Consider the following 15,166-nt stretch of genomic DNA (forward strand, 5'->3'; position numbering starts at 1 on the left):
AGGATGCGGGACGTGGAGAGCACCGCGGGAACGTATGTCGCGGACCTTCACATTCACTCGCGATACTCGCGGGCCTGCAGCCGTGACCTGACCCTGCCGAACCTGGCGTGGTGGGCCCGGCGCAAGGGGATCGCCCTGCTCGGCACCGGCGACTTCACCCATCCGGCCTGGTTCGAGCATCTGAAGGAGAGCCTGAAACCGGCCGAGCCGGGCCTGTTCCGCCTGGCCGAGGCCGAGGAGCAGGCGGTGACCAGGCGGCTGCCCGGATCGCTGAGCGGCACCGCGCCGGCCCGCTTCATGCTGAGCGTCGAGATCTCCACGATCTACAAGCGCGACGACCGGACCCGCAAGGTCCACCACCTTTTGTACGCCCCCGACTTCGCCAGCGTGCAGAAGATCAACACGGCGCTGGCCCGGATCGGCAACCTGACCGCGGACGGCCGCCCGATCCTCGGCCTGGACTCCCGCGACCTGCTGGAGATCACCCTCGAGTCCGGCGGCTACCTGATCCCCGCGCACATCTGGACGCCCTGGTTCTCGGCGCTCGGCTCCAAGTCCGGCTTCGACGCGATCGCCGACTGCTACGCCGACCTGGCCGACCACGTCACGGCGGTGGAGACCGGACTCTCCTCGGACCCGGAGATGAACTGGCGGGTCTCCAGCCTCGACCGCTACCGCCTCGTGTCGAACTCCGACGCGCACTCGCCGGCCGCGCTGGCCCGGGAGGCGACGCTCTTCTCCGGTACGCCCGACTACTTCGCGGTGAAGGATGGGGTCGGCCTGGCCGGCACGATCGAGTTCTTCCCGGAGGAGGGCAAGTACCACGCCGACGGGCACCGCGCCTGCGGCGTGAACTGGGAGCCGTCGCGGACCCGCGAGGCGGCCGGCCGCTGCCCCGAGTGCGGCCGCCCGCTGACCATCGGCGTGCAGAGCCGGGTCGAGGACCTGGCGGACCGTCCGGTGGGCTTCCGCAAGGAGCAGCACGTCGAGCACCTGATCCAGCTGCACGAGATCCTCGGCGAGATCAACGGTGTCGGCCCGAAGTCGAAGACCGTCGAGGCCCAGCTGAACCATCTGGTCGCGACGCTCGGCCCGGAACTGGAGATCCTGCGTCACGTGCCGGTCGACGAGATCGGCAAGGCCGGCGGCGAGGAGCTGCGCGAGGCGATCACCCGGCTGCGGCGCGGCGACGTGCGACGCGTCCCCGGGTACGACGGCGAGTACGGCGTGATCACCCTGTTCGAGCCCGGTGAGCTGCGCAACCGCAACAGTGCTCCGCAGGTGGAGACGCTCTTCGACATGCTGCCGGCGTCGGTGCCGAACCCGCCGAAGCCGAAGGCCGCCCCGGAGAAGCCGAAGCCCAAGGCCGCGAAGAAGCCCGCGGAGAAGCCCGCGCCGCCCCCGCTGGCGCCGCCGCCCAGCCCGCACGAGCCGTTCGAGCCGATGCTGGCCGGGATGGAGGAGGTCGGCACCGGCCTGCTGGACCGCCTCGACGCGATGCAGCGCGTGGCCGCGTCCGCGCCCGGCGGCCCGCTGCTGATCGTGGCCGGGCCGGGCACCGGCAAGACCCGCACGCTGACGCACCGGATCGCGTACCTCTGCGCCGAGCTGGGTGTCTTCCCGGAGCGGTGCCTGGCCATCACGTTCACCCGGCGTGCCGCCACCGAGCTGAAGGAGCGGCTGGACGCGCTTCTCGGGGACGTGGCCGAGGACATCACGGTCGGCACGTTCCACTCGCTGGGCCTGACCGTGCTGAAGGAGAACGCCAAGGCGGCCGGGCTCGGCGCCAACTGGCGGATCGCCGACGAGCACGAGCAGGCGCAGGCCCGCGAGCAGGCCGGCACGGACGACGCCGGGTACCGCAAGCTGCTCCGCCAGCAGGATCTGGTCGACCTGGACGATCTGATCAGCCTGCCGGTGACGCTGCTGCGCGAGGACCCCGCGCTTGTCGAGAGGTACCGCCGGCGCTGGCAGTGGATCTTCGTGGACGAGTACCAGGACGTCGACGAGCTGCAGTACGAGCTGCTGCGCCTGCTCAGCCCGCCGGACGGCAACCTGTGCGCGATCGGCGACCCGGACCAGGCGATCTACTCGTTCCGCGGCGCCGACGTCCGGTACTTCCTGCGCTTCAACACCGACTTCGTGGACGCCCGGCTGGTCCGGCTGACCCGCAACTACCGGTCGTCGGCACCGATCCTGGCCGCCGCGGTGCAGGCCATCGCGCCGTCCACGCTCGTCAGCGGCCGCCGGCTGGACCCGGCCCGGCTCGACCCGGAAGCCCCGCTGGTCGGCCGCTATCCGGCGCGCAGCGTCTCCGACGAGGCCGACTTCGTGGTGCGGACCATCGACGAGCTGGTCGGTGGCCTCTCCCACCGTTCGCTGGACTCGGGCCGGGTCGACTCCCGCGCCGCGGTGGCCGGGACCCTGTCCTTCTCGGACGTCGCGGTGCTGTACCGCACCGACGCCCAGTCCGGTCCGATCCTGGACGCGCTGTCCCGCGCCGGCGTGCCGGTCCAGAAGCGCTCGCACAACCGGCTGCGCCACCGGCCGGGCGTCCAGGTGATCGCCCGCGAGCTGCGGCACGCGGACGGCTCTGGCGGACCGCTCGCGGCACGGGTCCGGCTCGCTGCCCAGACGCTCGCCCAGCGGTACGCGACACCGACGCTCGACGGCGACCAGCTGGCCCCCGAGGACGTGTGGTCGGCGGCCGACCTGCTGGCGCCGCTGGCCGAGCGGGTCGGTGACGACCTGCCCCAGTTCCTGCAGCAGCTGGAGACCGGCGCCGAGGTGGACGCGCTGGACCCGCGTGCCGAGGCGGTCAACCTGCTCACCCTGCACGCCGCGAAGGGCCTGGAGTTCCCGGTGGTCTTCCTGGTCGGCTGCGAGGACGGCCTGCTGCCGCTGCGCTGGCCCGGCTCGACGCCGACCGACGACGAGATCGCCGAGGAGCGGCGGCTCTTCTTCGTCGGCCTCACCCGGGCGCAGGACCGGCTCTACGTGAGCTACTCGGCGAAGCGGTCCCGGCACGGCAGCGAGCGGGAGCAGGCGCCCACGCCGTTCCTCGACGTGATCGACTCGGGCCTGTTCGAACGGCTCGGTGAGGCAGCACCGGCAAAACCGAAGGACCGCCAGCTCAGACTGCTGTGAACGGGTCAGGCCCGGGGCGCCGGCTCAGACCGCTGTGATCCCGATCAGGGCGCCGGCCAGCAGCGCCGGGCCGAACGGGAGCGCCCGCTCGCCGCCGGCCCGCCGGGTGATCAGCAGCCAGGCCGCGATCCCGCCGTTGATCGCATGGGCGGCCGCGAAGCCGACGGCCACGGCCGTCCAGCCGCCGAAGCCCAGGACGAACCCGAGGACCGCGCCCAGCTTCACGTCGCCGAGGCCGAGTCCCCGGCCGGGAAGCAGGGCCAGGAACAGGTAGAACGCGCCGACCACCGCGCCCGCGGCGAGCGCCACCGGGAGCCGGGCCGGCACGGCGAGACCCGCACCGGCGACGACCGCGAAGAGAGCCACCAGCGGATCGGGGAGGCGCAGGCAGCGCCGGTCGACGGCGGCCAGCAGCACGCCGAGGACCGTCGCGACGAGCAGGAGCGGGAGTCGCGCAGCCGGACCGGACGTGACGGCCAGCAGACCGGCGGCCGCAGCGCTCACGACGACCGTACCCGGAACTGGATGATCGACCCGACGCCCGGCGTGCGGGCAGACCGCACCGGCCCGGCACCAGCCGGGGAAGCCGGCGGCGAACCGCCTGCCGCACGCGACGCAGGCCGCGCGTGGCGGAACGCCTGCGGCGACCGACAGCCGGTACGCGACGCGGGGCACGAACGCCGCTGAGGCGCCGCCGAAGACGATTGCCATGATCACTAATGGTGATGACACGATCGGGGACGGTAATGTCTGGTCCGCCCCGACGGGGATCGGGTTGCCGACAAAGCCCGCGATTCCGGCAAGGTCCCGATACGTGCCGCACGCTACCGTGTCAGGCAGCCGAGTCCGCTTTCTGGAGGAACCCCGATGTCGCAGAACGGGCCGTTCCCCGGTCAGCCGTGGCCGGGCAAGAACGACGGCCAGAACACCGACGAGCCTTACGCGGAACCGTCCGACCCCTGGAGTGAGCACGAGCAGCCCTGGAGCCCGGCGCCCGCGCCACCGCTTCCGGCCCAGCCGGCGTACGCGCCACAGTGGAACCAGCGGCCGGCCCGGCGAGGCTTTCCGACGACCGTCGTGGTCGCACTGGTGTGCCTGCTGGTCGGGGCCGGGGTCGGGATCGGCGTCTGGTTCCTGGTGGGACGCGACGACCCGCCGCCGCCGATCGCCGCCGAGCCCACCACTCCGGGTGGCACCGGTCCGCGGCCGCAGACCAGCGAGGACGCCCGGTTCGCGACGAAAGGCCAGTGCGTCCGCAACGACGGCAGCAACCTGGAGCCGAAACTTCGCGTGGTGGCGTGTGCCGCGAACACCTATGAGGTGCTGAAACGCATCGACGGGCGGACGACCGGCGACAAGGACGCGATGGGCAAGTGCGCGAAGGTCGAGGGGTACACCAAGTGGTACTACTACGACACCGAATACGACGACGTCGACGTGGTTCTCTGTCTCCGCGAGTATGGGAAGGTCTAGCGATTTTGCTAGACAGCGTTAGACGACTGTCGAGAGTGGTTTCTCGCGGACTCTAGCTTTCTCGCTAGACAGCCCGATACTGTGCTACGGCATGGATCCCGTGCGGAACCCGTACGCTCCGGGTGCCGGCCAGCGCCCACCCGAGCTCGCCGGTCGCGACCGTGAGCTGGACGTCTTCGACGTCGTGCTGGAACGGGTGGCCCGTGGCCGCCCGGAGCGCAGCCTGGTCCTGACCGGCCTGCGTGGCGTCGGCAAGACGGTTCTGCTCAACACGTTGCGCTCCGCGGCGATCGGCCGGCTCTGGGGCACCGGCAAGATCGAGGCCCGGCCGGATCAGTCGCTGCGCCGCCCGGTCTCCGGCGCGCTGCACATGGCGATCCGCGAGCTGGCGCCGCACCACCGTGATCCGGACCGGGTCGACGAGGTGCTCGGCGTGCTCAAGGCGTTCGCGCTGCGGGCCAACGACGGCAACGCCAAGCTGCGAGACCGCTGGGCGCCCGGCATCGACGTGCCACCGGCCCGCGGCCGCGCCGACTCCGGCGACATCGAGATCGACCTGGTCGAGCTCTTCACCGACGCGGCCTCGCTCGCCACCGACGTCGGCACCGGGATCGCCCTGTTCATCGACGAGATGCAGGACCTCAGCGCCACCGACGTGTCGGCGCTCTGCGCGGCCTGCCACGAGCTGTCCCAGCTCGGCGCGCCGCTGATCGTGGTCGGTGCCGGCCTGCCTCACCTGCCGGCCGTGCTCTCGGCCGCCAAGTCGTACTCGGAGCGGCTCTTCCGGTACGCGCGGATCGACCGGCTGGACCGCGACGCCGCCGACCTGGCGCTGGGTGTGCCGGCCGAGCGGGAGGGCGTGGAGTACGAGCAGGACGCGCTCGACCTGCTCTACGAGAAGTCCGGCGGCTATCCGTACTTCGTGCAGGCGTACGGGAAGGCGACCTGGGACCACGCGCCGCAGACCCCGATCACTGCGAACGACGTGCAGGTGGCGGCGCCGGAGGCGGAGGGCGAGCTGGCGGTCGGCTTCTTCGGCTCCCGGTTCGAGCGGGCCACCCCGGCCGAGCGGGAGTACATGCGGGCCATGGCGGTGCTCTCCGGCGACCCCGGCAACGACATGGATGCGGCGGTCCCGACGTCGGACATCGCCACGTCGCTGGGCCGCAAGCCGGCCAGCCTCTCCCCGGCCCGCGACGCGCTGATCAAAAAGGGACTCATCTACTCGGGTGAACGGGGCACTGTCGCGTTCACCGTCCCGCACTTCGGTCGCTACCTCAGAACGCAGCCGGTATGACTCGGTCGCTACGGGTATAACGAAGTTCATGAAGCCCGTACGCACCGCTGCCCGAGCCATGCTCGCCTCGATCTTCGTGATCAGCGGGGTCCGCGTGCTTCTCCAGCCCGGTGAGGATCGGGTCGCGGCGGCCCGGCGTTTCACCCCGCTGCTGGAGAAGGCGGATCCGCGCCTGCCCACCGACCCCGCGACCCTGGTCCGGGCGAAGGCCGCCACCGATGTGGTGGCCGGCCTCGCCCTCGCGACAGGTCGTTTCACCCGCCCGGCCGCCGCGGTTCTCGCCGCCGGTCTGCTGCCGACCACGTTCGCCGGCCACCCGTTCTGGACCGCGCCCAAGGAGGAGCGGGCCAACCAGCAGAACCACTTCCTCAAGAACCTGGGTCTGCTCGGCGGTCTGCTGCTCGCGGCCGCGGACACCGAGGGCAAGCCGGGTCTGCTCTACCGCACGTCGCACGCCGTCGATCGCGGCCAGCGCTCGATGAGCCACGCGGTCGGCCGGTCGCGGCGCGAGGTCCGGCGAGCCATGCGCACCGCGAAGCGGGAGGCCCGCATCGCCGCCCTCTCCGCGACCGCCGCGCGCAAGCTGCCCGGCTGAGCGCGATCCACTCGTCCGGCTGAACGTCACACGTAGTGTGCGCGGGAGGCCGGACTAGTTTGTCCGGATAACAACCTCTACGCGGCCTTTGCGTTAAAGCCGACGAGGGGCCGCACGGTCGGTCTGCGCACTCTGAGCTCACTTCCGCCCGGCTACACACTGCCGCCCGCACTCCTCCAGTCTGCCCTGCTCACGGGCGTGGAAGAGGCGGGCGACAGCTGTGCCGTGCCCGGAGGACGAGACGGGGGTCGCCACCATGCCGGCAATCGAGATGGCGGAACGCTGCGCTGCGCGCCGAAGGTCCGTGCGGCTTGCGCTGGGCGGTCTGGCGACGCTTCTGCTGCTCACCCTCTGTTTTCAGAGGTACGGCCTGAGCACCCTCGACGTCGAACTGGCGGCGATCCGCTCGTGGATCGTCGGGGACGGGCTCTACGCGTACCGGGAAAGTGGCACCCAAGCCGGCGCCGCGCTCTCCCCGGCCCTGGCCCTGCTGATCGCGCCCCTTGCCGTCGTCCCGCTGCCGGTCGCCGGCTGGCTGCTCGCGCTCGCCGGCCTCGGCGCGCTGCTCGTGTCACTGATGGTGCTGACCGGTCCGATCGCCCGTCGCTTCGGCCGGGCACGCGCCCCGATGGTCCTCGCACTCGCCGCCGCGGCCCTGCTCACCGGCCCGGTCCGCGCCACGATCGGACTGGGCCGGGTCGACCTGCTGCTGTTCGCCCTGATCATGGCGGATCTGGTCGCCCTGCGCCGGGCCGCGTGGGCGCGCAGCCGCTGGCGGGCCGGCCGCCCGGTCCGGGGCATCTGGTGGCCCGGCCACGCCTGGAGCAACGGTCCCCCGGACTCGTTCGCCGGACGGGCCCGCCGGATTTGGCGCACCGGATCCTGGGCCGGCGCCGGCATCGGACTGGCCACCGCGCTGGCCCCCGGGCCGGTCCTGCTGATCGTTTACCTGCTCGTCTCCCGGCAGCGGCGAGCCGCGTTCACTGCCCTCGCCACCGCCGTCGTGGTCACCCTCTGCGCCGCCGTCTCGGCCCCCGGCGAGACCATGACCTGGTACGGGTCGACACTCTGGGAACTCGACCGGACCGTCCCGATCAGCGACCCCGGCAACCAGTCACTGGCCGGCGCGCTGGCCCGGCTCTACGGCTTCACCGCGCCGCCCGTGCTGGTCTGGGCGTCGTTCGGAGTGCTGCTGCTGGCGGTCGGCCTGGTCCGGGCCCGCTCGGCGCACGGCGACGGCGACGAGACGGCCGCGTTCGCCCTGGTCGGTCTCGCGGGCGCGGCGGCCGGGCCGGTCACCGCCCCGGGTGAGGCGATCTGGTTGCTCCCGGCCGTCCTGATCCTCGCCGACGAGGTGCTGCGGCGGCGGTGGGGCGGGCGGCTGCCACGGTCCCGCTTCACCGGCGCGGGGTTCGCCGTGCTGGGCGTGATCGGCTGTGCGCTGCTCGTGGCGGACCCGTTCGGCGCCGTCACCTGGAACGGGTACGCCCTGCTGCTGATCCTGCTGGTCAACGCCCTTCCGTGGCGGCACGACAGCCGGCCCGCGCTGCCGAGCGCTCCGGCCCGCCGGCTGGCCGCGATTCCGGTGCCCCGAGGCGCGCCCCGACCCACCTGCTGAGCCCGGCGCCCCCGAACCCGAACTCGGCAACCCGCCTGTGTGGACTTGGGGCGCGCTCCGCACCCGAACTCCCCGCACAGCGCGAAAACCCGCTGCGTGCACGCGGGACTCGGGGTGAGCGTGCGCGCCGTCGCCGGGGCCGGCGGCGGGGCGCGCCGGGGCATGGACGTCAGTGCCGGAGTGGGCGGGACTTCGGTCCGTGCGTACCTTTCAAGGGCAGTTGACCCATTCTTCGGCGCCGTCCTTGAAGACCTGGCGCTTCCAGATCGGCAGGCGGGCCTTGGCCTCGTCGACCAGGCGGGCGCAGGCCTCGAACGCGGCGGCCCGGTGCGCGGTGCTGACCGACGCGACGAGAGCGACGTCGCCGATCTGGAGGGTGCCGATCCGGTGCGAGACCGCGACGGCGAAGACGGCCGGGTCCGCAGCGATCTCCTCGGCCACCTCGCGCAGGATCTTGGCGGCGGTGGGGTGGCCCTCGTATTCCAGCAGGGTCACGCCGCGGCCGTGGTCGTGGTCGCGGACCACGCCCTGGAAGGAGACCACCGCACCGGCGCGCGGATCGGCGACCGCTGCCTCGTGTGCGGCCAGGTCCAATGGCTCGTCGACGACCTCGGCGTGGGTCACCACACCAACCGTGTCAGTCATCAGCGCTCCCCGGGAGTCAGCGGAAGGGGCAGGAAGGGCACCAGGTCACCGGCATCGGCCTTGGTACCGGGACGGACCACGGCGAAACCGTGCGCGTTGGCGAGACCCCGCAGCATCGCCGAGCCGACGTGGCCGACCGGCGTCGCGGTGCGGCCGGTCGGATCGAGCGCCGCGAGCGCCAGGTGCGTGAAGTTTCCGCGGCCGGGCACGGCAGCGCCCGCCTCGACCGACGGCAGCGGCGGCATCGGACGGCCACGGAGGCCGGCCAGCAGCGGCGCGACGAGCGTGACCAGGGCGATCACCGCGGACTGCGGGTTGCCGGGGAGGCCGGCGATGAATTTCGGACGGCCGTCGGCACCGGTCACCCGGGCCAGCAGCATCGGGAACCCGGGGCGGACCGCCACCGTGTTCACCACGTAGTCCGCGCCGAGCTCGGCCAGCGCGGGGTGCAGGTGGTCGACCGGGCCGTGCATGGTGCCGCCGGTCGTGCAGACCAGGTCGGCCTCCTCGAGGCCGGTGCGGATCGCGTCGAGGTGGGCGGCGAGGGTGTCCTTGACCGGACCTGTCACGCCGATCGGCGTCGCGCCGTAACGCCGCAGCCAGCCGGGCACCTGCGGGCCGAGCGAGTCGCGGACCCGGCCGGCGCCGGGCGTGCCCTCGGTCAGCAGCTCGTCGCCGAAGACCAGCAGCGCGGCGCGCGGCTCGGCCCAGACCGTCAGCTCCGCATAGCCGCAGGTGGCGGCGACACCGATGACGGCGGGGTCGACGGGGGTGCCGGCCGGCAGCAACTCCTCGCCGAGGTGCGCCTCCTCGCCCGGCAGTCGCCAGTCGGGGATCGGTCGCGGCTCACCGCTGACCAGTCCCTCGTCGCTCGTCGCGGAGTCCTCGACACGGATCAGCGCGGTCGCTCCGGCGGGGACCATCGCCCCGGTGGCGATCTCGACGCACGCGCCGTCGGCACTCAGCGGCTGCGGGGTGCCACCCGCCAGCACCCGGCCCTCCGGGCGCCACGGCCCGGCGCCGCGAACCGCCCAGCCGTCGATGCTCGACGTGGGGAACGCCGGCAGGTCGGTGAGGGCGCGCAGCGGCTCCGCGAGGGTCCGGCCGTCGGCGTCGGCGAGCGCAACCGTCTCCGTGCGGCCGGCCACGGCGGCACCCGCCGCATAGGCCAGGGCACGTGCCTGTTCCCAATCCACGGGGGTCGTCTCGGTCACCCGCAGAGCCTATCCGTCAATGGTCGCCGCCGCGGATCTGGTCGACGGTGTGCTTCAGGATCGGGCCGAGCACGGCCAGCCCGTCCTTCGCCCCGCCGGTCGACCCGGGCAGGTTGACGATGAGCGTGCGGCCGGCCACGCCGGCCAGGCCGCGGGAGAGGGCGGCCGCGGGGACACGGTCCCGGCTGTACGCGCGGATCGCCTCGGCGATGCCGGGGATCTCGAAGTCGAGCAGCCCGCGGGTCGCCTCCGGGGTGCGGTCGGTCGGGGTCACCCCGGTGCCGCCGCTGGTCAGCACCACGTCGACGCCGTCGGTCACCGCTTCGCGCAGCGCCTGCGTCACCGGATCGCCGTCCGGCACCACGACCGGATCGCCGACCTCACAGCCGAGCTCGCGCAGACCGGCCACCAGGCGCGGGCCGCTGGTGTCCGCGTAGACGCCGGCCGACGCCCGGTTGGAGGCGACGATCACGCGGGCTCTCACGGGCGCTCCCACAGGCCGGTCTTTCCGCCCTCCTTGCGCAGCACCCGCACCTCGTCGAGGCTGGCGGCCGGGTCCACCGCCTTGATCATGTCGATCATCGCGAGGCCCGCGGTGGCGACAGCGGTGAGAGCCTCCATCTCGACGCCGGTCCGGTCGGCGGTCTTGGTGGTCACCAGGATCTCCACTGTGGTGTCCGTGGGGGTCAACTCCACGGTGACACCGTGCAGCCCGATCGGGTGACACAGCGGGATCAGATCCGGGGTCCGCTTGGCGCCCATGATGCCGGCGAGGCGGGCCACCGCGAGCGCGTCACCCTTCGGCAGGCCGTCCCGTCGGAGCAGGTCGATCACCTCGGCGGTGGTGCGAACCCGGCCGGCGGCGACGGCTCGGCGGGCGCTGACGTCCTTGGCCGACACGTCGACCATCCGCGCCGCACCTGTCTCGTCGACGTGGGTGAGCTGGAATTCCTGGGGCATACCGGGAGCTTATAGAGCGCCGGCGGCTGTGACGTTCGCATCACCGCTGTATTGGCTTCACACTTTGTCCATAACGGGAGGTCATGCTTCCGCCACTGGTCAGACAGTCCCGGCACCGGACGAAAATGAAACCCGGAATGCGATTCTCATTGCATTGAGTTGCCATTCCAAAACTGTCGGTGACGAAGCGTCGTCCTATTCTCGCATTCTGCGCATACTGACACGATCCACTTGAAACCGACATGACCGAGTCCCTAAGTTCTCTCGTGTCGCGACAAGACAAGTGCCAGATCCCCGTCACCGGGACACGTTTCCGGCGGCGCCCGCCCAGAATGAGGAGAAAGCCATGCGCGGCAGCAACGACTGGAGCTGAAGACAGGTGCGCGAAAAGGCGTACAGAAATAGCCTGGGAGCCTGGAGCGACGAGAAGCTCACGCTCGGCTACGAGGCGACATGACTGAGACCAGCACCAACGACGACGTGACCGATCGGCAGCTCCGGCTGCTCATCGGTCTCGTCGTCGTTGGTGCGTCGATCGCGACGATCGGCTGGGTGCTGTTCCTTCTGCGCAACCCGCAGCCGTTTCCGCCGATCTGGGCGCCGGCCCTGCTCAGCATCGCGGTGGTGGCGGCCAACCGGCTCAAGGTATCGGTCCGCATCCGGTCCAGTCTGGACGGTACGACCTGGGGCGAGGTCCCGGTCCTGGTCGGCTTGATCCTGCTCCCGGCGCCATGGGTGGTCCTCTGCTCGGTCGCCGGAGTCACCGCTCTCAAGATCTTCGCCCGTCAGGGCAGCCGGAAAACGATCTTCGCGGCCGCCAAGGAGGCGCTCACCGCCAGCGCGGCCGGGCTCGTGTTCCTCGCCTGTGGAGTGACACCGAGCCTGCTCCACCCGTCCTTCGCGCCGCTGGCCATCGTGCTGGCGCTCACCGCGTTCACCCTGGTCGACAACGTGGTCTTCGTGCCGGTGATGGCGGCGAACACCCGGACCAGCCTCAAACGGGCGGCGCTCACCAACAGCAAGCGCAAGATCCTCGGCTTCCTCGGTCAGCTCGCCGCCACCCTTCTCGTGGCCGGGCTGCTCGCCGCCGAGGCGAACATGCTGCTCCTGCTGGTCGTCCCGCTCGTTGTGGCTTGCATGCACCTCTGGCAGTCCCGCAGTGCCCGCACCCGCGAGGAGCGGGAGTCGTGGCAGCGTCTGGCGAAAGCCACCGACGAGCTGAACGCGGTCGACCTCACCCAGGTCCTGCATGCGGCGACGACCCGCGCGGCGCAGATCTTCTCGGCGGCCGAGGCCACCATCGACGTGACGGCCGGAGGCGCCGGCCGAACCGTCCGGGCCACCGAGTCCGGCGTGCTCACCGACGGCCCGCTGGTTCCCGCCCCGGTGCAGCGGGACGAGGAACGGGTCGACCTGGTCGCCCACGACGGCGGTGTCCGGGTCGGCATCCTGCGTCTCGGGTTCGGCGGCGCGGTCCGGCTCACCGAGGTCGAGCAGTACAAACTGCGCACTTTCGCGTCGGCCGTGTGCACCGCGATCCGCAACGCCCAGGCGTACGCGGAGCTCGCCCGGATCGCCGCCGAGAACGAGCACGCCGCCACCCACGACCCGCTCACCGGCCTGGCCAACCGCCGCCGGCTGTACGAGCACGCCGGCGGCCTCTACCAGAGCACCGCCCAGTCCGGGCTGTTCGCGCTGCTGCTGATCGACCTGAACCACTTCAAGGAGGTCAACGACACGCTCGGGCACGCCGCCGGCGACGACGTCCTTCGCGAGGTGGCCGGGCGGCTCAGCGCGGCGGCCGTCCCCGGGGATCTGGTGGCCCGGCTCGGCGGCGACGAGTTCGCGGTGCTGATGAGCGGGCTGCCCACGCCGGCGCTCGCCACCCACCGCGCCACCACGATGCTCAGCGCCCTCGACGCGAGCATCGAGGTGGAGGGCATGCAGATCACCGTGGACGCGGCCGGTGGCATCGCGCTCGCGGCCGGCAGCGGCGGTGTCGAGGAGCTCATGCGCCGGGCCGACATCGCGATGTACCAGGCGAAACGCACGGGCGAGCCAACCGCGATCTACGTGCACGCGCGGGACACCGCCGATCTGGAGCGGCTCATGCTCACCGGCGACCTGCGCCGGGCGGTGGCCGAGCACGAGTTCACCGTGGAGTTCCAGCCGATCGTCGACCTGGGCAGCGGCGAGGTCGTCTCCGCCGAGGCGCTGGCCCGCTGGCGGCACCCGGCCCAGGGCAGCCTCACCCCGGTGCAGTTCCTGGAGACGGTGGAACGCTCCGGGCAGCTGCCCGCGTTCGCCGACGCCGTGCTGGAACAGTCGCTGATCGCCCTGCAGAGCTGGCGGGAAGCCGGATTCGACCTGCCGGTCGCGGTCAACGTGTCGCCGCGCAGCCTGCTCGACCCGAAATTCCCGAGCGCCGTGCTGGCCCGGCTCACCCGGCACGAGATACCGCCGGACCAGCTCACCCTGGAGCTCACCGAGACCCTGACGATCAGCCAGCTCGACGTGGTGGAACGCGCCCTGGCCGAGCTGCGCGACGCCGGTGTCCGGCTCGCGATCGACGACTTCGGCACCGGGATCTCCTCGCTCTCCGTGCTCTCCCGCATCCCGGTGCACCAACTGAAGATCGACAGCGCGTTCGTCGCGGCGGTGGAGACGTCGGCCGAGGCGGCCGCGGTCATCCGGACCACCGTCGACCTGGCGCGGAACCTGCATCTCACGGTCGTGGCCGAGGGCGTGGAGAGCGAGCCGCAGCGGCGGGCGTTGTGGGAGCTGGGCTGTCTCGCCGGGCAGGGTCATCTGTTCGCCCGGCCGTACTCGGCGGCGCGGTTCCTCGCCGCGCTGCAACGCGGGTCGGGTGGGCGGCCCGGTGTGCTGGCGGCAGCGCTGCACGACGCCGGGGCGGTGGTGCGGATGCCGGTGCGCCGCAGTGGGAGATCGTCTCTGCCACACTTGCCCGCGTGACTGAGCTGCTCAGACGGGTCGATCGGGCTGCCGGGGGACTTGCTGTCGACCTGGGGCTATACGTGGTCGCGGCGGTTTTCGCGGGAATCACCGCTGTTACGTCGACATTGCTGCCGCATCGTGCCTGGGGCGCGGTGGCGGCGTGGGGCTATGCGGCCGCGGCGCTGGCGGTGCTGGTGCTGTGGCTGCTCCGGCGTCGGGATCCCGGAACTTCGGCTCGAAGTCTGATCGCCTGGATCACCTGGGCCGCCGTCGCCGGTCTGCCGCTGATCATCCAGGCCGTGCAGCGGGCCTCCGGGCGCACCGACCGCGCCCAGGAAGAGGTGGTCGTCGTCGAGCACATGGGTGAATCCCTGCTGCACACCGGCACGCCCTACCTGAGCCGCTCCGAGATCGCCGCGATCCCGCTCGACGAGCGTCTGCTCGGCTACCGCCCGTACCAGCCAGGCATGTCCATTTTCGGTCTCCCGCGAGCGATCGCCGGTGATCACTGGTGGACCGACGCCCGGATCTGGTTCGCGATCACGACGGTCCTCGCTCTCGCTGCGGCCGTCACCCTTCTGCGTCCTTCCGCATCCCGGGTACGGGCGATCCAGGCCGCCACGGTCCTCCCGGTGACGGCGCTGACCCTGGCGACCGGAGGCGACGACATTCCGGTTCTCGCCCTGTGCCTGCTCGCACTGGCGCTCGCCGCCACCGGCCGTTACGGCTGGTCCGGCGCCGCCGTGGGAGCAGCCGCCGCCTGCAAACTGTTCGCCCTGCCGGTCGTCGCCGTGCTCGCCGTCCTCGCCATCCGGAACGGCCGGTGGCGCCGGTTCCTGCCACCGGCGATCGGCCTGCCACTGATCGCCCTGCTGCCGCCGCTGCTGGTGAACCCGGACGCGCTGATCGAGAACGTGCTGCGCTTCCCGCTCGGCCACGGCCTGGTCACCAGCCCGGCGCAGTCGCCGTTCCCCGGGTACCTGATCTCGCAGTCCCTGCCCGGCGGGCGCCTCGTCGCGGCCGGCCTGCTGGTGGCCGCCGCCGCGATGATCGGTCTGCTTCTCCTGCGCAGGTCACCGCGCACGGCAGGCACCGCGGCCCTGTTCTGCGGGTGGGGTCTGCTCGCCGCGATCCTGCTGATGCCGACGACCCGTTTCGGGTACCTGCTGTACCCCGCCGCTCTGCTGCTCTGGGCCCCGGCGCTCAGGAAGGACACAGCTACAACGGCCCCACGGAATGACACGGCCTTGTACCGTCAATGA

General features: G+C 72.0%; 12 protein-coding genes. 7 read left to right on the forward strand and 5 right to left on the reverse strand.

Annotation, left to right across the window (positions count from 1 at the left end; translation table 11 throughout):
- Window positions 1-3 precede the first annotated feature (3 nt).
- A complete protein-coding gene (locus AMIS_RS39865; RefSeq protein WP_014448173.1) occupies window positions 4-3,147 on the forward strand; it encodes a UvrD-helicase domain-containing protein in 3,144 nt (1,047 codons plus the stop codon).
- Between the two features lie 24 nt (window positions 3,148-3,171).
- Here the strand turns inward: AMIS_RS39865 and AMIS_RS39870 are convergent, their stop codons facing one another.
- The gene (locus tag AMIS_RS39870; RefSeq protein WP_014448174.1) at window positions 3,172-3,858 is read right to left on the reverse strand and encodes an A24 family peptidase; all 687 of its coding nucleotides are present in this window, start codon (window positions 3,856-3,858) and stop codon (window positions 3,172-3,174) included.
- A 156-nt stretch (window positions 3,859-4,014) separates the two neighbouring features.
- On the opposite strand from AMIS_RS39870, the gene AMIS_RS39875 reads away from it, so the two are divergent.
- From AMIS_RS39875 to AMIS_RS39890, 4 genes are all read left to right on the forward strand, one after another.
- On the forward strand, window positions 4,015-4,620 hold the full coding sequence (locus AMIS_RS39875) for an LppU/SCO3897 family protein (RefSeq protein WP_014448175.1): 606 nt from the start codon (window positions 4,015-4,017) through the stop codon (window positions 4,618-4,620).
- A gap of 91 nt (window positions 4,621-4,711) precedes the next feature.
- Entirely contained in the window at window positions 4,712-5,917 is a 1,206-nt protein-coding gene (locus tag AMIS_RS39880) for an ATP-binding protein (protein WP_014448176.1), read from the forward strand.
- Between the two features lie 28 nt (window positions 5,918-5,945).
- Window positions 5,946-6,512, forward strand: coding sequence for a DoxX family protein (locus AMIS_RS39885; RefSeq protein WP_014448177.1), 567 nt, complete (start codon window positions 5,946-5,948; stop codon window positions 6,510-6,512).
- 304 nt (window positions 6,513-6,816) lie between these two features.
- Window positions 6,817-8,130: a glycosyltransferase family 87 protein gene (locus AMIS_RS39890; protein WP_172666652.1), complete on the forward strand. Its 1,314-nt coding sequence runs from the start codon at window positions 6,817-6,819 to the stop codon at window positions 8,128-8,130.
- 210 nt (window positions 8,131-8,340) lie between these two features.
- On the opposite strand, the gene AMIS_RS39895 is transcribed toward AMIS_RS39890, so the two are convergent.
- The 4 genes from AMIS_RS39895 to moaC are packed head-to-tail and all read right to left on the reverse strand — an operon-like array spanning window position 8,341 to window position 10,949.
- A complete protein-coding gene (locus AMIS_RS39895; RefSeq protein ID WP_014448179.1) occupies window positions 8,341-8,775 on the reverse strand; it encodes a molybdenum cofactor biosynthesis protein MoaE in 435 nt (144 codons plus the stop codon).
- Window positions 8,775-9,989: a molybdopterin molybdotransferase MoeA gene (locus AMIS_RS39900; RefSeq protein ID WP_014448180.1), complete on the reverse strand. Its 1,215-nt coding sequence runs from the start codon at window positions 9,987-9,989 to the stop codon at window positions 8,775-8,777. Before AMIS_RS39900 ends, AMIS_RS39895 begins: the two co-directional genes overlap by 1 nt.
- Before the next feature lie 16 nt (window positions 9,990-10,005).
- Window positions 10,006-10,485 carry a MogA/MoaB family molybdenum cofactor biosynthesis protein gene (locus AMIS_RS39905; protein ID WP_172666653.1) on the reverse strand — a complete coding sequence of 160 codons (480 nt, stop codon included), beginning with the start codon at window positions 10,483-10,485 and terminating at the stop codon, window positions 10,006-10,008.
- Window positions 10,470-10,949, reverse strand: coding sequence for a cyclic pyranopterin monophosphate synthase MoaC (gene moaC / locus AMIS_RS39910; RefSeq protein ID WP_014448182.1), 480 nt, complete (start codon window positions 10,947-10,949; stop codon window positions 10,470-10,472). Before moaC ends, AMIS_RS39905 begins: the two co-directional genes overlap by 16 nt.
- Before the next feature lie 453 nt (window positions 10,950-11,402).
- Between moaC and AMIS_RS39915 the strand changes: the two genes are divergently transcribed.
- Both AMIS_RS39915 and AMIS_RS39920 read left to right on the forward strand, forming a co-directional pair.
- Window positions 11,403-13,922: a putative bifunctional diguanylate cyclase/phosphodiesterase gene (locus tag AMIS_RS39915; protein ID WP_014448183.1), complete on the forward strand. Its 2,520-nt coding sequence runs from the start codon at window positions 11,403-11,405 to the stop codon at window positions 13,920-13,922.
- The gene (locus AMIS_RS39920) at window positions 13,919-15,166 is read left to right on the forward strand and encodes a glycosyltransferase 87 family protein (protein ID WP_014448184.1); all 1,248 of its coding nucleotides are present in this window, start codon (window positions 13,919-13,921) and stop codon (window positions 15,164-15,166) included. The genes AMIS_RS39915 and AMIS_RS39920 overlap by 4 nt, the downstream gene beginning before the upstream one ends.

It is taken from the genome of Actinoplanes missouriensis 431 (assembly GCF_000284295.1).
GTDB lineage: Bacteria > Actinomycetota > Actinomycetes > Mycobacteriales > Micromonosporaceae > Actinoplanes > Actinoplanes missouriensis.